20 protein-coding genes are annotated in these 18,580 nt (G+C 69.4%); 10 read left to right on the forward strand and 10 right to left on the reverse strand.

From position 1 onward, the window contains the following. Positions 1-182 precede the first annotated feature (182 nt). From ACWCRJ_RS09940 to ACWCRJ_RS09965, 6 genes are all read right to left on the reverse strand, one after another. Positions 183-845, reverse strand: coding sequence for a class I SAM-dependent methyltransferase (locus ACWCRJ_RS09940; RefSeq protein ID WP_450938795.1), 663 nt, complete (start codon positions 843-845; stop codon positions 183-185). 75 nt (positions 846-920) lie between these two features. Continuing rightward, positions 921-1,625, reverse strand: a complete 705-nt coding sequence (locus tag ACWCRJ_RS09945) for a cation transporter (protein ID WP_450938796.1) — start codon at positions 1,623-1,625, stop codon at positions 921-923. Next, positions 1,626-1,961 (reverse strand): ArsR/SmtB family transcription factor, encoded by a 336-nt coding sequence (locus ACWCRJ_RS09950; RefSeq protein ID WP_450938797.1) that lies wholly within the window; start codon positions 1,959-1,961, stop codon positions 1,626-1,628. Between the two features lie 42 nt (positions 1,962-2,003). Then, positions 2,004-4,523, reverse strand: coding sequence for a hypothetical protein (locus ACWCRJ_RS09955; protein ID WP_450938798.1), 2,520 nt, complete (start codon positions 4,521-4,523; stop codon positions 2,004-2,006). Next, the gene (locus ACWCRJ_RS09960) at positions 4,524-4,880 is read right to left on the reverse strand and encodes a helix-turn-helix domain-containing protein (protein WP_450938799.1); all 357 of its coding nucleotides are present in this window, start codon (positions 4,878-4,880) and stop codon (positions 4,524-4,526) included. It abuts the gene before it with no gap. Positions 4,881-4,889: 9 nt separating this feature from the next. Continuing rightward, the gene (locus ACWCRJ_RS09965) at positions 4,890-5,996 is read right to left on the reverse strand and encodes a tyrosine-type recombinase/integrase (protein WP_450938800.1); all 1,107 of its coding nucleotides are present in this window, start codon (positions 5,994-5,996) and stop codon (positions 4,890-4,892) included. A 196-nt stretch (positions 5,997-6,192) separates the two neighbouring features. Between ACWCRJ_RS09965 and ACWCRJ_RS09970 the strand changes: the two genes are divergently transcribed. From ACWCRJ_RS09970 to ACWCRJ_RS09995, 6 genes are all read left to right on the forward strand, one after another. Then, entirely contained in the window at positions 6,193-7,419 is a 1,227-nt protein-coding gene (locus tag ACWCRJ_RS09970; RefSeq protein WP_450938917.1) for an ATP-grasp domain-containing protein, read from the forward strand. A gap of 74 nt (positions 7,420-7,493) precedes the next feature. Further along, positions 7,494-8,582, forward strand: a complete 1,089-nt coding sequence (locus tag ACWCRJ_RS09975; protein ID WP_450938918.1) for an MFS transporter — start codon at positions 7,494-7,496, stop codon at positions 8,580-8,582. Then, positions 8,579-9,259 (forward strand): HAD family hydrolase, encoded by a 681-nt coding sequence (locus tag ACWCRJ_RS09980; protein ID WP_450938801.1) that lies wholly within the window; start codon positions 8,579-8,581, stop codon positions 9,257-9,259. The genes ACWCRJ_RS09975 and ACWCRJ_RS09980 overlap by 4 nt, the downstream gene beginning before the upstream one ends. Positions 9,260-9,304: 45 nt before the next feature. Then, positions 9,305-10,177: a DUF317 domain-containing protein gene (locus ACWCRJ_RS09985; RefSeq protein WP_450938802.1), complete on the forward strand. Its 873-nt coding sequence runs from the start codon at positions 9,305-9,307 to the stop codon at positions 10,175-10,177. Between the two features lie 40 nt (positions 10,178-10,217). Further along, positions 10,218-10,712: a hypothetical protein gene (locus ACWCRJ_RS09990; protein WP_450938803.1), complete on the forward strand. Its 495-nt coding sequence runs from the start codon at positions 10,218-10,220 to the stop codon at positions 10,710-10,712. Positions 10,713-11,267: 555 nt separating this feature from the next. Continuing rightward, the gene (locus tag ACWCRJ_RS09995) at positions 11,268-12,287 is read left to right on the forward strand and encodes an MSCRAMM family protein (RefSeq protein ID WP_450938804.1); all 1,020 of its coding nucleotides are present in this window, start codon (positions 11,268-11,270) and stop codon (positions 12,285-12,287) included. A 178-nt stretch (positions 12,288-12,465) separates the two neighbouring features. On the opposite strand, the gene ACWCRJ_RS10000 is transcribed toward ACWCRJ_RS09995, so the two are convergent. The 4 genes from ACWCRJ_RS10000 to ACWCRJ_RS10015 form a co-directional block, all read right to left on the reverse strand. Then, on the reverse strand, positions 12,466-12,885 hold the full coding sequence (locus ACWCRJ_RS10000; RefSeq protein WP_450938805.1) for a hypothetical protein: 420 nt from the start codon (positions 12,883-12,885) through the stop codon (positions 12,466-12,468). 23 nt (positions 12,886-12,908) lie between these two features. Further along, positions 12,909-13,145: a hypothetical protein gene (locus tag ACWCRJ_RS10005; protein WP_450938806.1), complete on the reverse strand. Its 237-nt coding sequence runs from the start codon at positions 13,143-13,145 to the stop codon at positions 12,909-12,911. 634 nt (positions 13,146-13,779) lie between these two features. Then, entirely contained in the window at positions 13,780-15,108 is a 1,329-nt protein-coding gene (locus tag ACWCRJ_RS10010) for a hypothetical protein (protein WP_450938807.1), read from the reverse strand. A gap of 406 nt (positions 15,109-15,514) precedes the next feature. After that, positions 15,515-16,297: a hypothetical protein gene (locus ACWCRJ_RS10015; protein WP_450938808.1), complete on the reverse strand. Its 783-nt coding sequence runs from the start codon at positions 16,295-16,297 to the stop codon at positions 15,515-15,517. A 249-nt stretch (positions 16,298-16,546) separates the two neighbouring features. Between ACWCRJ_RS10015 and ACWCRJ_RS10020 the strand changes: the two genes are divergently transcribed. The 4 genes from ACWCRJ_RS10020 to ACWCRJ_RS10035 all read left to right on the forward strand — a co-directional run bounded on the left by ACWCRJ_RS10020 (position 16,547) and on the right by ACWCRJ_RS10035 (position 18,534). Continuing rightward, positions 16,547-16,900: a DUF317 domain-containing protein gene (locus ACWCRJ_RS10020; RefSeq protein WP_420864134.1), complete on the forward strand. Its 354-nt coding sequence runs from the start codon at positions 16,547-16,549 to the stop codon at positions 16,898-16,900. A gap of 95 nt (positions 16,901-16,995) precedes the next feature. Next, positions 16,996-17,304 carry a hypothetical protein gene (locus ACWCRJ_RS10025; RefSeq protein WP_398404249.1) on the forward strand — a complete coding sequence of 103 codons (309 nt, stop codon included), beginning with the start codon at positions 16,996-16,998 and terminating at the stop codon, positions 17,302-17,304. Positions 17,305-17,382: 78 nt separating this feature from the next. Continuing rightward, positions 17,383-18,069 (forward strand): DUF317 domain-containing protein, encoded by a 687-nt coding sequence (locus tag ACWCRJ_RS10030; RefSeq protein ID WP_450938809.1) that lies wholly within the window; start codon positions 17,383-17,385, stop codon positions 18,067-18,069. A 15-nt stretch (positions 18,070-18,084) separates the two neighbouring features. Next, a complete protein-coding gene (locus ACWCRJ_RS10035) occupies positions 18,085-18,534 on the forward strand; it encodes a hypothetical protein (RefSeq protein WP_450938810.1) in 450 nt (149 codons plus the stop codon). The last annotated feature ends 46 nt before the right edge of the window (positions 18,535-18,580 follow it).

Here is an 18,580-nt window from a genome sequence, read left to right on the forward strand (position 1 = left end):
AACCAGACCAGACCAACTCCCCTCACCGCAACGCCAATTTGGAGCACTCTGTTGCCGTTTCGTACTGGTAATCACCGCGATCAGAACTTGCTGAATCCTTCGCTGCAGTACGAGGCGTACGGCTGCGGGTACGGCGGATCCGGCGAGGGCTCAGTGCTCTTCCGCGCTCGGCGCGGTGGTCTTCAGGGGCGGGTCTGGGTGACGCGCCACAGGCGGCGAGGCAGCTCGCCTTCCTCGAAGGCGTGGACTTCGTTGAGGGTCCAGCCGTCGGCGAGGGAGTCGACGAGGTGACGGGGGAAGAAGTGCACGGCGAAGCCGCCGTGCTCGTAGATGTCGTCGCCGTGCTGAGTTCCGGTGCCGTAGTGGGCGTCGCCGGTGTGGCGGACGGTGTAGATGAACATGCCGCCCGGACGGAGGACGCGGCGGACGTCGCGGACCAGGGCCTGGATCTCCTGGGTGGACAGGGCCATGCACAGCAGCATGTGGGCGAAGACGGCGTCCACGGAGGCGTCGGGCAGCGGCAGCGGCTCGCGCACGTCGTGAACAGCCGTGGTCACGCGCTCGGCCAGGCCCTGGCTACGAGCGGTGTCTTTCAGCTGTTCGAGGCCGGTGGCGCTGAAGTCGGTCGCCTGGACGGAGAAGCCCTCATGGGCGAAGTACAGGGCGTCGCGACCGTGTCCCGCGCCGAGTTCCAGCACATCCTTGGCACCGTTGGCGCGGAAGACCTCGGCGGCGTGGACGGCGGGAGCGGAGGGCTCCTGGCCGTACATGCCGGGGTGAGCGGCGTAGGTGCGCTGCCAGTGTTCCTGCTGGGTGTCGGCGAGGTCGCCGTCGTGGTGCTGCATGGCGTCTCCCGCGAGGACTGTTGGTCGCTGTTCGTAGGGTGTTACGGCCGATCTTTCCACGGGGGGCGGGCCGGTTCAGCAGCAGGAGCAGCCGGGCTGGCATCCGCACGTGTCGGCCTGTGGGCCAGCGGGGGTGAGCTGGGCGGAGGGGGCGCAGCAGCCTTCGCCTCGCCAGGCGTCGCGTCCTTCCTTGACCGCGATGGCGGCGATCACGAGGGCGGCGATGGGGTCGGCCCAGGACCAGCCGAGCAGCAGGTTCGCCAGCAGGCCGACGAGAAGGACGGCCGAGAGGTACGTACACAGGAGAGTCTGTTTCGAGTCGGCGACGGCGCTGGCGGAGCCGAGCTCCCGGCCGGCCTTGCGCTGGGCGGCGGACAGGAACGGCATGACGGCCAGGGAGAGTGCGGCGAGGACGATGCCGGGGACCGAGTGGCCGGCTTCGCCGGTGCCGGTGAGCGCGCGGATGGACTCGACGGTGACGTAGAGCGCGAGCGCGAAGAAGGAGACGGCGATGATCCGCAGTGTCGTCTTCTCCCGGGCCTCCCGGGCGGCATGGTCGCGGGCGGAGAACTGCCAGGCGACAGCGGCGGCGGAGGAGACCTCGATGACGGAGTCGAGGCCGAATCCGATCAGGGCGGTGGAGGAGGCGAGGGTGCCCGCGGTGATCGCCACGATCGCCTCGACGACGTTGTAGGTGATGGTCGCGGCGACCAGAAGGCGTATGCGCCGGGTCAGTGCGTCGCGGCGGGCGGGGCTGGGGCCGAGGGATATCGCGGTCATTCAGCAGCAGCCCTTCTCGTCGGCGTCCGGGCAGGTGCGGTCGGCCTCGACGGCGACGACCGCGTTGCGCAGGTCGTCCAGGGCGTGACCGAGGCGCTCGTCGGCGAGTTCGTAGCGGGTGCGGCGGCCGTCCGGGACGGTGACGACGAGGCCGCAGTCGCGCAGGCACGCCAGGTGGTTGGAGAGCCGGGTGCGGGAGATCTCCAGCGCGTCGGCGAGGTCGGCAGGGTAGGCCGGGGCATCGCGCAGAGCGAGCAGGATACGACAGCGGATCGGGTCGGCCAGGGCCCGTCCGAACCGGGCGAGCACTTCGATGTCGGCAGCGAGAGTCAGCACTCCACGACAGTACAGCTAATCCTGAATTCACGAAACTGTGGACTAATTGGGGGTGGTTCGGCGTCGGGAGACTACGGCGGCGTATTCAGGGCCGAAGCCTGCGCGTTCGCGTTGCCAGGTGTCGGCGGTGTGCTGGTGGAAGCCGAGCAGGCGGCTGACGACGACGGACGGCACCTCGGAGACGATGTCCATCAGGGCTGTGTTGCGGCCGAGCCGTGGGCGGATGCCGATGACTTTGAGCCGGTGGTTGAGGTGGGAGGCGGCGAGCGGACGGCCGGCCTGGCCGCCGGGGAACAGCCACTTCCCCTCGCCTGCCGGGCTGGCGTGGCCCTTGCGGCGTCGTACGAGCTGGCGGACGAGATCGTCCAGAGGGGCGGGCAGCTCCACCGGGACGCGCCCGAGCTGCAGGGTGACCTTGTCGCCGTGGTCGGCGACCTGGTCTGTGGTGAGCAGGGTGATGCGGCTGGTCGGCTGGGCGAACAGCAGGAGCAGCAGTCCGGCGGCACGGTCGACGGCATGCAGGTCCTCGTCGCCGACGAGGCGGCGGACCATGGCCCAGCGCTGATCCGGGACGAGGAGGTTCACGCTGAGGTCGGTGGGCGGCATGGGAGTTTGAAGCGGGCGGGTGTAGCCGCGGCGGCTGGTCCAGTTGAGGAACACGCGCACCAGGCACCGGGCGGCGGGTCCGTCGGCGAGCCAGGCGTCGAGGTGGTCCTGGGTGCACTCGCTGAGGCGGACGCCCTGCTGGTGCAGCCATTCCAGCAGCCGCACGATGTTCCTGACCTCATGCCGGACGGCGATGATCTGGCCGTAGGTGGCCGGTCTGCGCTCGGACAGGCGACGCAGCCGTCGCAGCTGTGTCCAGGTGATGAAGCTGCGCAGCCGGCGCCGGTCGTCGGCGTGCGGGATGCGTGCGTACGTCCTGCTCAGCCATTGCTCCAGGGTGGCGAGGTGTTCGTCGCGCTCGGGCAGGGCGCCTCCGGCGACGAGCGTGGCGCGCAGGGCCTGGACGGCTTTGGTCGGCGTCATCCGGTCCAGTGTGGTGTGGGTGACCGGTCCGTGGCCGGCCGCCAGGGCCGTGAGCAGCCCGTGGGTGGGCCGGTCCGCCAGCAGCGATCGCAACAGCGTGCTCGGCGACGTCCGCAGCAGAGCGTGGAAGACCGGCTCCAGCTCCGGGCGCATCGCCTCGCGGGTGCCGGACAGCACGGCGGCCAGGCGACGGCGGGCGGCGCACGGCGGGCACAGCCCGAAGTGGAAGAGCCTCACGACCGATTCACAGTCTGTGCAGGCACGTTGCGAGACGGGATGGGCTCGCCAGCAGCTCTTGCAGAGCCTGTCGCCCTCCAGGGTCCGGCCGTGACAGCGGCGGGCGTGACCGCACTGGGAGCAGGTCGGTTTGGGCGCCCCGCACGGCTTGCACAGCGGATCGCCCTCGGGGCTGCGGTACATCATGCGCCGCACGGTGTTGCAGCGGCTGCACGGCCGATGTTCGCGGGCGTTCGAGACGCAGGTGCTGCAGGTGGGGTGATCGGTGCCGGAGTAGAGACATGGGAGGGTGCGGGCACAGGTGACGCACGTGGCCGTGGGCAGCTGGTAGCAGCCCCTGCAGACCGCTCCCGCCTCGGTCCGAGTGATGACTTCACCGGGCGTGCCGCACTGGCTGCACAGGTCGAGGTTGAGCGGGTCGGCCCGGTTGCAGTTCTGGCACAGCGGCCTGCCGTCGAGAGTGCGTCCGGCGACGTACCGGGACTTGCCGCACTGTGCGCACGGCTGGGGCCGGGCATCGCGCCAGCAGATCCGGCAGCAGCGGAGGCTGTCGAGAACCATGTCCAGTTCGGTGGCGCGCAGGCAGAAGGGGCAGGCCGGGACGATCAGGCCGGTGGCACCGTGGTCGAGCAGGGCCCGGACGAGCGGGATGGTTTTGGCCGGTCCGGCGGCACCGCCGCCGGTGAGCAGGTCGGGATGGTCCTCCCACGCCCACAGCAGCCTCAACTGCCCTGCGCGGCTGCGTTCCACGGACCGGATCACCGCGGCAACGGCCGAGTGCGACAGCCCGATGGAGAGGGCGGCGATGTTGCGGGACAGCTCGTCCAGGGGATCGCGTCCTTCGTCCGGAGGGTGGCGCCGGCAGCGAGGCCGCCCGTCGCGGTCGCGGCCCTGGTAGTTCCGGCTCCCGCAGATCACGCAGGGGTTGGCCCGCTGGATCTGCCGGCCCTTGCAGTACGAGCAGATCCGCAGCCCGTCCATCAACGCCCTCAGCGGCTTCTGCGCCCCGCACCGCGCACACTCCGGCGGCCTCAGGCGCAGCGCGCCGTGCTGGAGCAGTGCGGTGATCAGACGCTCGATCGACCGTGGACCTTCGGGGCGGCCGGAGGTCAGCAAGTCCGGTGCGGCATAAAGGACTTCAGCAAGCCGTCGCCGTTCCGGGCGGCGCTTGACGGTGGCCACCAGGACGGCCTCGATCTCCTCGGCCGTCAGCTGGGGTTCGACCATGCGCACCGTCTCGGCGATGAGCTGCTCGGGCTCGGCGGCGAACCGCGGCAGCACCGCCTGGGCAGCCACTCACCGGTCCTTGTCGGTCACGATCCGGGCCCGGCGGGGCCTGAAGTCCCCCACGCCCGCCGAGCCGGGCTCGGCCGGGTCAGCCTCTGCCGCCGCGGCACTCTTGCGGCGCCGGGCGCCTGCGGCCGGAACCGGCTCGATCAGCTCTTCCATCGAGCAGCCGAGGATGTCCAGCAGGGCCATCAGGGTCTTCAGGCTCAGCCGCTCGGGACGCTCGACCACCAGCCGGTAGGTCTGGCTGGGGGAGAGGTCGATCCCTCGCTCGGCCAGCTTGGGCCGAAGATCCGTGGTGGAGAACATGCCGCGGGTGGCCATCACCTCCCGCAGATGCCAGCGGTAGTCCAGCTTCGCCGTCACGTCCACTCCCTACTGTCCGCTGTGCAGTGCCCGGTCCAGGACCCTACGCATCATGCTGTTCATGAAGTCGCCGCTCACCCCGGTGTACAGGGCGGTGGTCGAGGCGAAGCGATGCCCGACCTGGTTCTGCACGAACACCGGGTCGGCGCCGTCCTCGATCTGGTGGGTGACGTGGCTGTGCCGCAGGCAGTGCGGCACGAGTTCCTTGTCCAGACCCAGCGCGTCGCGGTAAGCGGCGAACCGGTCCTCGATGTCCCTCGGCTGCAGCCGGCCGCCCCGCTCCGTCAGCCACAGCGCCTGCTTCTTCGCCGAACCGGCGTAGCGGGAGCGGACGTTCACCACATAGTACTCGACCGCTTCCACAGCCCAGGGCATCACACTCAGCACCATCCGGCGCCGCGGAGGCGAACCTTTCGACCGCTTGCCGTAGCGCACGTGCAGGGAGCCGAACCGGCCCAACTCCGGTGCCTTCGGGTTGCGGTAGAAGTCCGTGACGTCCAGCTTCGAGGTCTCCGTGCACCGCAGCCCCCAGCCGTAGATCGCCTTGAACACGGTGGCGTCCCGGTAGGCGGCCAACGCCCCCTTGCGGCCCAGCCGGACCGCCCGCTCGACCTGGTCGTCCGCGTAGTCGAGGAAGAGCTGGATCTCCTCGCGCGTCATCGGCCGGCGCTCCGGATCACCCTCGTAGTCGACCAGGTGCGCGACGGTGTTCCACTCGTGGCAGATCTGGACGGGGTGCGTACCGAACCGGGTCTCGCACTCGCCGGGCCACTGGTAGTGCGGCGAGGTGACGTAGTCGCAGAACAGCCGCATCGTGGTCTGGTAGCTGCGGATCGTCGACTCCTTCCGCCTCAACTCGGCGATCAGGTACGTCATCCACTCGTCGAGGTCCGCCGCGGACCACTGCCACGGATAGCCGTTGGTGAACGCGCCGAAGCGACGCACCAGGTTCTGCCTGCGCATGACGGTCTTCGGCTGAAGGCGGCGGCCTCCGCGCTGCTGGCGGCCCCAGCCCTCCAACATCGCCTCGAACACGGCGTCTTCGGGGTGCAGCAGCGAGACGCCGTCCAACAACACCAGTCGCGCCGAGCCCTCACTCAAGCCTGACTTCGACACGCGCCCTCCCGACCGCCAGGTGCGCGAATCATGCATCAGATGCATGCCTGCCCGCAAAGGTGCAGGTCATGGCTCCCCATTCAAGAGAAAGGAAGGTGGCACAATGTCGCAGGCCACCAGCTCAGACGACTCCCGATCGTGCATCAAACGCAATTCCCCGGGGTCCCCCGTCGTCCTGATCGTCGCCGCCGCTGACATGGAGGCCGAGGCATACCGCGCGTACTGCCTTGAGAACGTCGCCGCCCACTACGACGTCGTCCTGATCACCGATGCCGAACCGACGTGGGAACGCCCCTACCTTCTGGACTGGGAGGTCGCCGACCCGACGGACCAGGCGGCCCTGAGCGCCGCCGCCCTGGCCCTGGCCGAGCGGCATCCGGTGGCAGGGGTGATGACGTGGACCGAGTGGTACCTCGTGCCCGTGGCCCGCCTCGCCCGCCGCCTCGGCCTGCCCACCCCCGGCCCGGAGGTGATGCAGGGCTGCCGCAACAAGGCCACCTCCCGTGCCCTGTTCGCCCGGCACGCGGTGCCCTCGGCAACCTCGAACGGCGTCCGCACCGTTGCGGAGGCGGCCCGCGCCGCACAGCACATCGGCTACCCAATCGTCCTCAAGCCCGCTGCGCGTGCCGCGAGCGCCGGCGTGATCCGCGTCGACACCCCCGAAGAACTGCCGGACGCCTACGCCTTCGCCGCCCAGGCCGCCCGCCTCGGGGCCGAGGACACCGAGGTGCTGGTCGAGGAATACCTCGACGGTCCGGAGGTGAGCGTCGAATGCGTCACCTACCAAGGCACCACCACCGTGGTCGCCGTCACCCGCAAGACGGTAGGACTCCCGCCGTACTTCGAGGAGATCGCGCACGCCGTCGACGCCGCCGACCCGCTGCTGGCCACTGTTGCCCCCACTGCCCAGGCCGCCGTGCAGGCCCTCGGCGTCACCGACGGCGTCAGCCACGTCGAACTCCGCCTCGTCGACGGCCGCCCCCGGTTGATCGAGGTCAACGCCCGCCTCGGCGGGGACATGATCGGCCACCTCGTGCACCTCGCCACCGGCGTCGACCTCGCCCGGGTGGCGGCGGACATCGCCTGCGGACGTGCCCCGGACCTCACCCGGACGCACAGCCGGGCAGCGGCGATCCGCATGATCTACCCCGCCCACCCGGGCACCCTCACCACCCGCCACCTCACCGACGGCTTCGCCGAGCAGGCGCCGTGGCTGGAGCGGGCCCACTTCCACCGCGACGTCGGCGACCAGCTGATGCTACCGCCGGACGGCGACCTGTTCACCGCCCGCATCGGGTTCCTGATCACCACCGGCCCCACCGCCGACGTGGCCCAGGAGCGTTCCCAGGAGGCATACCGCCACCTCACTGTCCAGGTCTCCCCGCACCCGACCGCCGTCCCCACACAGGACTCGGCCACGTGAGCACGACGACTGCTCACGCCCCTCTCCATGGCCGCCGTCTGCTGACGGGGTACTTCGCCGCCCTCGGGGTCGTGATGGCTGTCTGGGGCGCGCGGATGCCGGCCGTCCAGCAGGCGGCCGACCTGAGCACCGCAGGTCTCGCCCTGGTCCTGCTCGCCGCAGCCGTCGGCATGGTCATCGGCCTTCACGTCGGCGGGCGTCTTGCCGCTCCTGCCCGGGAGCCACTGCTGCTGACCAGCGGCGCTGTCGGCCTCGCCGCCGCCCTGGCGGTGATCGGCGCCTGTCGCACGCCGCTCACCCTCGCTCTGGGGGCGTTCGTGTTCGGTATCGCGCACGGTGTGCTGGACGTGGCTCTGAACGCCGCGGCGGTCCGCTGCCAGGACCGTCTCGGACGTTTCATCATGTCGTCCTTGCATGCCGCCTACAGCCTGGGCGCGCTCGGTGGGGCCGGGCTCGCCGCTCTCAGCGCCCGCACCTCCCACACCTGGCTGTTCGCCGTCACCGGAGTCGCCGTCGCCTCGGCTGCTGTGGCCATGGCTCCAGTGGCCCGCACCCTCGGCATGCTTGAGCCCACTACCCCCGCCACATCCCGGCGTTCGCCGGACCCGAAGGACTCGCCGGGCCTGCCCCGGCCGCGCTTGTGGCTGCTGGGGGCGCTGGCCGCAGCGTGTCTGCTGGGGGAGGGAGCCGCAGCCGACTGGGCGGCCGTGCACCTGCACAGCCTGGATGCCTCGACGGTGGTCAGCGCCTCCGCGTTCGCCCTCTACAGCGCGGCCATGGTCGCCGGAAGGCTCGCCGGGGACCGCCTCATCGCCCACTTCGGCGCCCCGGTGGTCGTACGCATCGGGGCCGTCCTTGCCGCGGCCGGGCTCACAGCTGGCCTGGCCCTGGCCACCGTCCCGGCAGCCCTGGCCGGCTGGGCGGCACTGGGCCTGGGCCTGTCCGTCACCATCCCCAGCCTGATCACCGCCGCCGGACGCGGCGGCCCCCGCGCCGTCGCCACCGTCTCGGTCACCGGCTACGCCGGACTGCTCGCCGGCCCCGCCCTCATCGGCGCCCTCGCCACCCTCACCGCCCTGCCCCACGCGCTGCTGCTGCCCGCCCTCCTCGCAGCCGCGGTCGCCGCCCTGTCCCGCAAAGCCCTGGAGAACCCCACCCCTTGACCAGCACTTCCCTCACTCCGACCGGCGTGGACGCCGTGATCGCCGACTACAACGGTGTCGCCGGTCTGCAGCCCACCAACGCCATGTGGACCCGCCTCGCCGACATCGCCGAGTGGCCCAGCGGGCAACTCGACTCCTTCCAGGACGCCTTCTGGGCTCCCCGAAATGAGTACGACGCCGGAGAACTGAGTGATCTCGCCTACTGGGCCAAGGTCCTCGGCCACCACCCCAGCCCGCGGTGGCTGCGCACCCTACGCGCCGCAGACACGGCCATGTGGATCCGTACCGACAACCGCGTCCTCGACATCCTGCACCGCGCCCGCCAGCCGGGACTGCCCATGGTGCTCCTCTCCAATGCCCCGCACTTCCTGAGTGACGTCCTTGACGCCACCGACTGGCGGCGCGAACTGATGACCGACGCCCTGTACTCGGCCCGCCTGGGCCTGTGCAAGCCCGACCCGGCCGCCTACCAACACGCGCTCGTGGCCACCGGCATTGCCGACCCCGGACGCGTCCTGTTCATCGACGACCGCGAAGACAACTGCCAGGCCGCCGCCGAGTTGGGCCTGCGCACCCTGCACTACACCGGCCAACCCGCTGATCTGGAGGAGCAGTTGCTCCCTTCCGGCCCGGTCGCCGTGCGCTCGCCAGCAGCCCCTCGCGGCGCCAGCCACTGATCTCGCCTGCCCTCGCTCGACACCACCCCGACGCTCAGGACTTTCGTGCCCGACACCGAAGAGATCGACGGCGACGTCTACGTATCCCCGCGCTACCTCGCCGGCAGCACTGCCATCGGAGACCCCGCGCTGGAGCCTCTCCTCTCGCTCGGCTTCGACTTGCGTCACGACGACCTCGGCAACGCTTACATCACGGCGCCCGACCACCGCATCCGCCTCGGGTTCCTGCCTGAGGGAGACGACGACGGACTGTGGCGGATCAACGCCTACCGCGACCGCTTCGGCCCGCCTGCGTGGGGCGTCAGCTTCAACGACATGGCGCCCACAGAGTTTGTCACCGCTTTCACCACCGCTCTGGCCCAGGCATACACCGCCGGCCCCGACACTTACCTCGCCCCGCCCGACCTCAAGGATCCCGAACTGGGCGCCTTCGACGCCGTGGTCCCGCTGATCAAGGGCGGCTGGCAGTTCCAGCACCCGCGCTGGGGCGTGATGGAACTCCAGCCCCCCGACGGGATGGCCACCCTGGAATACACCACCGGCCGCCTCGACCCGGAGAAGGAACTCACCACCCTTCAGGCCCGCTGGCATCTGTGGGGCGGCCCGAAGAGCGGTCACGCCCGCTGGTATGCCACCGCCTCCACCCACACCCCGACTGCCCTGGTCAAGGCCATCACCCAGAGTGTGGCCGACCCGGCGCCCCTGCCGCGCTGGAAGGGCTCGCTGCTTCCCTGGCTGCGCGAATCCGCACAGCTCACCCCCGTCACACCACCCGCACCCCCGGTACCCACTCCGCTCGACGTCCAGCGCGCCGCCGCCCGCCGCCCATCGGCCCTCGGCACCCGCAGCGTCCCTCGCTGGAGCACCACCACCGTTGCCGCGGCTCCCGCCGCAGCCGGTACCGGCCCACGCCGCTGAACGATCTCTCCCCCAACGCACGCCAGGAGCCATTCCGTAAGTGTCCCTGCACGCCCAGCAGTTCTTCACCGAGCACCTCGCGCTCCCGTTCGCCGGTAGCTCGGTCGTCGGCAGCACGTACTACGCCACTCCGGTGCCCAGCAGCCCACTCCGGCTGCGCATCGACTTCTCACGGACGATCGTCGCCGACGAATACGGGGGCCTGCGCCTAGCCGTCATCCACCCGGACAACGGTGAACTCGATGCCGTCGCCTTGTCGTTCACCGAACACGGCACCTTCGCCCACCGTGACGCAGCCCGCAACACGCAACCGGGGCAGATGGGCTACGGCATCATCCGGGTCTTCAAAGACCGGCCGGACTGGGTGCCGTGGCAGGGCGCGCACGTCGCCAATCTGCGAGCGGCGATTGAGCAGTACACGGCGGTCTGGTTTCCCGGTGCTTGGAAGACCACTCCGCCCGTACGCAGCCGGAGCCGTACGGCGCGCAACGTCCCCACCGCCCCGGCCAGCGCCTCAGCATCACGAACACGCTGACCCGCTTCCCGAACACGGAGATACATGACCCCGCCCCCTGGCCGGCCCTCCGGCGCCGACCGCAGCCCGAGGCCACTCGCACCACCGAGCCCAAGGCCCACTCCCTGCCAGGACCGCAGGGCCCCTGGCTCACGGACCCGGACTTCCAAGCCCGGCTGCGTTCCGCCACGCTGACCATGCTCGACCTGGTCGAGAACGTCATGGAAGACGACTTCACCCTGACCGAGGCCATCGACGGCTTCCGCTACCACGCCGCCGAGTTGCTCAACATTCCCGCCGAGTACGGCATCCTCGTCGAAGCCGAGGCCGCCGCCCAGATCGTCGAAGCCGCTGGCCTGCCCGCATCCAGACGCTGTCCATCGAGGACCAGCAGAACCTCGTACGGGCCGCCGCCCGCCGCTACGCGATCAACGCTCCCACACACCGTCCAGCACGAGCTTGTCCGGCACCGCCCTCCCCGACGGGCCAGCCGTCCCGCAGTACCCGTTGACCGGCCTCACCCCGCTCGCTACCGACGGGCAGCCCTGCCCGCGTCCCACCCAGGAGAGTTCCTACTTGCGCACCCGCTCTGCCCGCAGCCTTCCCGCCGCGACCATCACCGTCGCAGCCGTGACTGGCACGATGGCCTTGGCCCCCGCTGCCTCGGCGCAGACTCCCGAGCCGACACCGAGCACCAGCATCACCCCGCTGAACGTGGCGGCGACCGGCGGCGTCACCATCCTGAAGAAGGATCCCGGAGGGGATGTTCTCCCCGGCGCCACGTTCACCCTGCTCGATTCCACAGGCCAGCAGGCCGCCAGCGGCAAGACCGATGCCGACGGCCAGCTGGCCTTCAAGGACCTGGCCCCGGGTGTCTACCGGCTTAAGGAGGTCTCCAGCGGCAGCCCGCTGCATGACGTGGTCGACGACCAGGACGTCATCGTCACTCCGGGCGCCGAGGCACCGCTGACGATCATCGACCCCTTCAAGCCCGCCTCCCTCCTGCTGAAGGCCAGGGACGAGAAGAGTGGCAAGCCGCTGGCCGGATCCACCGTCAACATCGGAACCGGCGACAAGACCCTCCTCACGCTCACCACGGGCCCCAACGGCACGGCCACTGCACAGCTGCCCGTCAACAGCCGCACCGGCACCAGCTTCTGGGGCAAGCAGATCAAGGCACCCGCCGGGTACGACCTCTACAAGCCCTCGCGCACCTTCACCGCGAAGCCCGGCGACTCGGTCACCGTGACCATCACCAACGCCAAGACCGCCAGCACGACGCCGAGGCCCAATCCCTCGGAGAAGCCGTCCGACAAGCCGAACCAGGACGAGCCGACGTCGGACAATCCGACTCAGGACAAGCCTGGTAAGGACGGCAGCGCCTCCTCCCCGTCCGCCTCGGCGTCCGATGTCCCGGTCGCGCGCCAGGCCGCATCGAGTACCTCGGTGCCAGCTCCCGAGGGCACGCTCGCCCACACCGGCGCCGACGCCACCCCATGGCTGCTCGGCAGTACCGGCCTCCTGATCGCCGCCGGTGGCGGCGCGGTCCTGGCAGCACGCCGACGTCGTCCCGACGGCGACGTGTCCGAGGACTGACCGAACCTGACCCACGACGTGAGGCCCCAGGGATCCAATCCGCGGCGGATTCCTGGGGCCTCACGCATGCCCGCACCGGTGCCTATGCCGGACGGCCGAGGCGGGTGCAGTGACGCGGATTCCGATGGGAGTGGGCCCCTCTCCCCCGAGCGACTGCCGGACTTGCCCTGCTGGTCTGCTACAGGTCACGGCCTGCGCGCCACGCGGACCGGCGGGCGCGATCCTTGTCGCGCAGGCATGTCGCCAGACCAACGAACTCGTTCCTGGCCTCCTGTGGGTCGCGGCCCTCGAGCAGGAGCTCGGTCAGGGATGCCACCGGCCAGACGACCAGTACGCCGTGTCGCGCGAAGTACACGGCGAGGGTGCGGATGCGGAAGGTGTCGGCAGTGTCGAGCCACGCGCCGGCGAGCAGTTTCCAAATGCGGCGGCGCGCCCGCCTGGTGGCGGCGTCGGCGGTGACCACGCTCGCGATCTCCAACAGGGTCGCGCCATCCGGGCCGTCGAGGACGAAGGTGTGGTCGTCCCAGTGGTCGAAGATCACCGGGCAGGTGATCCCCCAAGGCGTGCCGATGGGCGGATCGCCGGCCAGGCGGCGCATCTGCTCCAGGGCACCCGAGGTGATCAGCCGCCGCGTGAGGGCCAGGGGATCGGCATCGCCTCGTCGTGCGCGCTACGGTGCAGTTCCTCGACGCTCGGAACGTCCTCTCGGAACACTCGGAACAGCGGGTGTTCGATGCTTTTGTTGCGATAGGCGTACTGGAACGCGGCGAGGATCCAGCACAGCCGGGCCAGGCCCCGTTCCGGCCCTGGCCCGCCGAGCCGGCCGAGCGGTGCGTGCGCGGCGAAGTAGTCGCGCATCCGGTTGAACAGCTCGCCGAGTCAGGCCGGGACGCGAGGAACCGCGGTGTCCCCGCTCTGCGGAGGTGAACACCATGCCGACTGTCGCCCCCGCGTCGCGTGCCGTCTTGAGGTCGAACCAGCCGCCCGGCGTCGGACGCATGTCCAGTGCCCGCTCGCGGCGCTCCTCCGCTAGACCAGCGTGGGTGGGATAGCGCGCCGCCTGGGCGTCTGCCCAGGAGCGCGAGACAAGCCCGGCGCCAGCCAGTCCCAACAGTGCCGCATAGGGTGGGGCGGGCTGGATCAGTGCGGCCAGGCGCAGCGTGAAGGCCCGGCCGGCCTGGCTCCAGTGATGTCTGTCGACCGTTCCCTCCGGGCGCGTGACGAAGCGGTCACGGACCTGAGCCGCCATGTGCCGGGCCGCCTCGGACGATTCGGACAGCCGCGCCTCGCACCAGTCACTCAACTCACCGTGGTACAGGTGCGAGACGACCGACATGCGGTGATTCTACGATCATTGGCCAGCGCGACGGGAGATCGCCGGTTGCCCGAACTACCTTGCGGTATGCGTTGATTCGCGATCGTTTGGTGATGTAAGCGATAGCCGCTGCTGTGCGGGCAAGTCCGCGGCCCCAGTGATATCTGGGGCGTGCGTTCAAGGGGTCTCTTCCAGTAGCCGGACAAGTGCCTGCAGTTGAGGGCTGCGTTCGTCCTCGTCCAGCCCGTCTGGCATAGGTGGCCACTCCGGTGCCTCGGTGTACGCGCGGGTCACATTGGAGGCGCGCCAGGCGATGGCTGGCGCGCGGACGTCGCCTCCGACCAAGTCGTCGCGCAGGGGCAGCAGTTCCTCCAGCCACGGACGCGGGTCGTGGTACAGGTAGGAGAGCTCGCCGTCTTCTTCGAGGCGGTGGAGTTTCAGCAAGAGATCGTCACCGACGATCGTGGTCGTAACAGCAAGTCTGTCTTCGTAGGGGGCTATCTGGTGGGCGAGAGTGGCCGGGAGCCGCAGCCACAGAGTGCGTGATCCTTCCTGGCTGAAGCGGAGACCGGCGTCGAAGTACTGGGGAATGAGCTCGTCCTCAGTCCCGAAGATTGGGTGTTCGTTCCAGTCGGTCCACTGGTCGAGCACGAGGGAGTCGGAGCTGACGTCCGCCCCAGGCAGCTTCGCACGGAGTTTGAGCATCTGATGCTCGGTGAGGTGGCGGCCGAGGGCTCGGAACTCGTAGTACCAGTGCTTGTTTCCTCGCCGACGGCGGTGTCTTTCGCTCGGGACCGATTCCAGGCTGGGCTGGGGAGCCTTATAGCGGACTTTGTACCGGTACCGCCTCCAGTCCCGGATTGCTTTGGCTTCAAAGCGAGGGCCAATGTAGCCGCAGGCTGGGCCTTCTTCGCCGTCGTATCCCAGATCCCGTTCTGCCTGATTGTAGGCGTCCACGTCATCGGGGTAGACATTTTCCAGGTACCAGCCAAGAAACGCCGTGAGTAGAGTGGCCCGCTGCTCGTCGCCTGCTCGCTCGATCTGGGCGTGGACCGCCTCCCACAGCTTGTTGGGATGGGAATAGTCGGTCCGCATCCGTGCAAGCTGTACGCGGAACAGCTGTACGAGCGCGCCGATGTCTCGATCGACGTCGGGTCGGGCCTCCGGGCGGCCCTGGTAGCTGTCAGCAGGGCTGGCCAGCCGCGCCAGCACCGCAGCCGTCAGGCGGGTCAGCACCCGGGTGCAGGATGTTGAGTGCAGTGGGATTTGATGCAACTTCAGCCCGCCAGTCGCGCCGTTGCCGGAAGCCGCACGTTCCAGAAACAACAGCACCCCCGCCTGCTCATTCAGCCAGAGTCGATGCCAGACTCCGCTAGGTGATGCATGCGCCGCAGCGATCTTGTCCAGTTCTCGCGCGCTGGGATTCTCGCCTCGTACACGCCGCACAAGGTCGTCAGCGTCGCCGGTCATGCCGGTGGCGATGAGCTGGTACTGCTGCTGGCTCATGGATAGCGTCTCCGGTCTGGCTTGTGTCCACTCCGGCTTGTGAGATCACTGTCGTGATCGCGCCAACTCATCCGGAGTCCTGCAGTGCATGAGCAACTCTCCGAGCGACCGGACGGTCCTGCTTGATGACTGGTCGCCGCGAACCAGTACCAGCCCCGCGAAATGACGCTCCTAGCGCGTTCGCCCTAGGTTCGCTGGCAAGGAAGCCCGAGCAACTAGGTTCCTTGTCAAACGCCTCGATTGGGTGAACTGTAGGGTCTCGCGACTCGTGTCCCGCAGCGACATTGTGACCTAGTGGCTTCGTCCGAGTCTCCCGCCGTGACCGGCCAACCAGTCTCACGAACGGCTCCGAATCCGCGGACCGGCGCCCGGCCCGAGCGTTGACATTCCCCGCGCCGGGGCAGGCTCAAGGGCTGCCATCGAGATGAGAGCGAGCCGCTTGAACGAAGCCTGTGCGCACTTCGTGGAAATGGAGCCACCGCCCGTGCGGGAAGCGCTCCAGGGCCTCGCTCAGCGACAGCTGTTGACTGTAGGTGAACAGGAGGGCCCCGGTATCAGAGGCGGATAGCAGGCCCAAGGTGATGATCTGGAGGCCGAGCTGCTGCCCGTACTCCGTGCGGCCTGGATCGCGGGAGTCCATTGCCCGCAGCTCGCGTAGGGAACTGAGAATCGCCGCGATCGGCCGATCCTGATCAGAGGGAACCTCACGCTCCTCACGCCCCCCGGCTTCTTCGAGTACGCCCATTGAGCGCGCAGCAGTGAGTGCCTGTTCCAACTCGAAGATCGTGTTGACTATGGCGCTCTGTAGGGCATAGCCCTTAGAGACGATCTGCTCGGGCCCTTCAAGCTCGATCTTGCGATATGCGTCTGCAGCGCTCGCGGAGCGAGGATAAGTCGCTTCGAGCGCCAGCTCGGCCTCCGGCAGATTCTCATCGGCGAGATGCTCTGCCACGACTCCGGCAGAAAGCCTGAACTCATCCACAGCGCCGAGATATTCGACCCACACGTCGCGCCTTACGGTTCGTCGCCACTGTGCGTTCTGGTCTCGGCCTTGTGCCCTGACCGCCTCGATGGCTGCGTTCGCCTGCTCTTGCATACTGCGTGCTTGCCAGCGGGCGCCGAACAGACCAAGCGCCACACCTGCCACCGCGATCAGCGCCGCGAGTACGGCAGCTACCCCCTGATCCATTCCGACATCGTTTCATGCCGAGGATCACGCCGAAGGGTGGGCCGGTCGGGCTCAGATCTGTGGCCCACCGGCCACCGAGTGGCCATGAGTTAGGAGATTTGGCCACGCAGTCGGAGATCCCACAGTGACAGCGGTCAACAGTTCGCCTGTGGCAGACAGGAAAGGATCCCGAAAAGACTGGCCAACGCTTCTAGGGCATGTCAACGTAGACGCCTTCCCGGAAAACCCCAGGTCAGAGAGGTGATGCCTGTGGCCTTGGACGTGGCCCAGCCCGGATTCGCCACCACTGTCGAGGCGCTGCGGCTGCACTCATGGAAACTCGGTCCCGGCCGACCGATGCTGGTGATCGACCAGTTCACGGACGCCGACTTCAAGCTGGTCGTGGACGACCGCGCCGATGTCCATGTGAACAGCAAGGACGGGCGGTTCTATCTCGGGTGGTTCCCGATGGGTCGTCCCGGCACCGACGGTGAGGGCTGGGTGATCGCGGTCACCGGCACCGCGAAGGTCCGCGGGTACCGGATGTCGTTCGACACCGAGACTCCGGCCGCCATCGTCGCCGCTGCCGTGGCCCAGGTCCTCGCCACCTCCCAGCCGCTCTGAAGAGCGGGGCCGGCGCCACACCACGGGGCGCCCTGCGCGCCGCATACCCTGCCCAGCTTCGGGACACCCTTGTCCGCTACCGCGAGGAGAACGCTGTGGACGAACCGCATCTGCACGAGATGACCGTCGGCGAACTCGTCGACCTTCTGGCCGCCTGCGACCGTGAAGCGACGGCCCGGCTCGCCATCAACCCGCTCTTTCCCATGGCCCACCGTATCGGCGGGGTGATCGCTGCCCAGGATGAGAACGGCGACCCGCTGGTCTTCATCACCGAGGCCAAGGACGCCGAGCAGGTCGGCCACCTCCCACCGGACGTCGCCGTCGAACTCACCTGGCACGAGCCGACCGAGGCTCCCGCACGCCGCCGTCGCAGGGCGACCGGGCCACGCGACGACGGCAGCTGAACCACCAACGACCCTACGGAGGCGCCCCTGCACCCGCACGACCCCCACGACCCTGCCCACCCCGACTCGCAGGAGGCGGTGTACTGGGTCACCCCGCGCCACCTGGCCGGCGACGACGGCGCGCTCGGCGAGTGGATCGGCGACCTGCTGACCGGCCTGGGCTGGCGGCTGTGGCCGACCTCCCGCCACACCCTGCTGTACGTGAGCCCGGACGAGCTGCGCGGCGCCGAGTGGATCCTCGCCAGCTACCCCTTTGAACTCGGCGGACTGCCCGTGGCGTGGCAGTTGTCCGCCCGTCCGCATGCCACGAGCGCCCTGACGGAGTGGAACGCCTACTTCACCACGGGCGTCCCCCATGAGGCGCTTGCCGACCTCCTCGTCGCGCTCGATGCCCGCGAGGCGCCCGACACCGGGTTCGACGGGCCTCAGGCGGTCATGGCCGCGCTTGTCTCCCAGGGCTGGATCCGGGACGTGGACCGCCCCGCGACCGCGGCCACGGACCCCGGCTTCGCTTCCAGCGTGTCGCTGGAGGAACTGCCCAAGCTCATTCAGGACGCCGACCCGCGCCCCGATCTGATGGGCTGGCAGGCGTGGGCGGAACCTGTTTTGGGCGCCCCCTATCTGTGGTGCGCCAGCTTCAGCGCCAGCGTCCCGCACGACCTGGTCGCGGCCTTCGCCGCCTCGCTCGCCTCCCCAGTCCCCGTGCCTCGGCGCACCCTGCCCGAGGGCGCGCAAGAGCGGCTAACCGTCGTGCGCCGTGACTGACGACGACGCCTCCTCATGCCGGCCGCCCCTCGCCCCGGGCGGTCGCTTCCGCTGCGAAAGGACACCGATCTGTCGGTTTCATACCTGTCCCCTGGACGACTCGCGGTCGCCAATGCCATTGCGGCGGCCGGGCCGGGACGTCACTACCTGCACGTCATCCGGCCGCTGGTTGCCCAGGAAGTGCTCGCCGAACTCCTCTACCTGGGCGGCAACACCCTTGTGCTCGGGCCGGTGAGCATGGAGCGCTTTGACCGCCTGACGCGCCTGGTAGACCGGGCCCTGGAGGATGCGGGTAATCGGTGCGGGTCGTCGGTGCTGTCGCTGGTGTCCGATGCCCCCACCGACTCGGGCCAGGCCCGGACGGTGACCCGGTACATCATCGAAGACGGGCAGTGCACCGAGGCCGGAGAGCTGAACGCGCGAGTACGGCGAATGCGCGGTCACGTTCGCCCGCGTCGAGGCTGACAGAGCGGCCGAGGACGCGCGCACGCTCGCCACCCTGCCCGGGCGT

It is taken from the genome of Streptomyces sp. NPDC002324, from assembly GCF_053593335.1.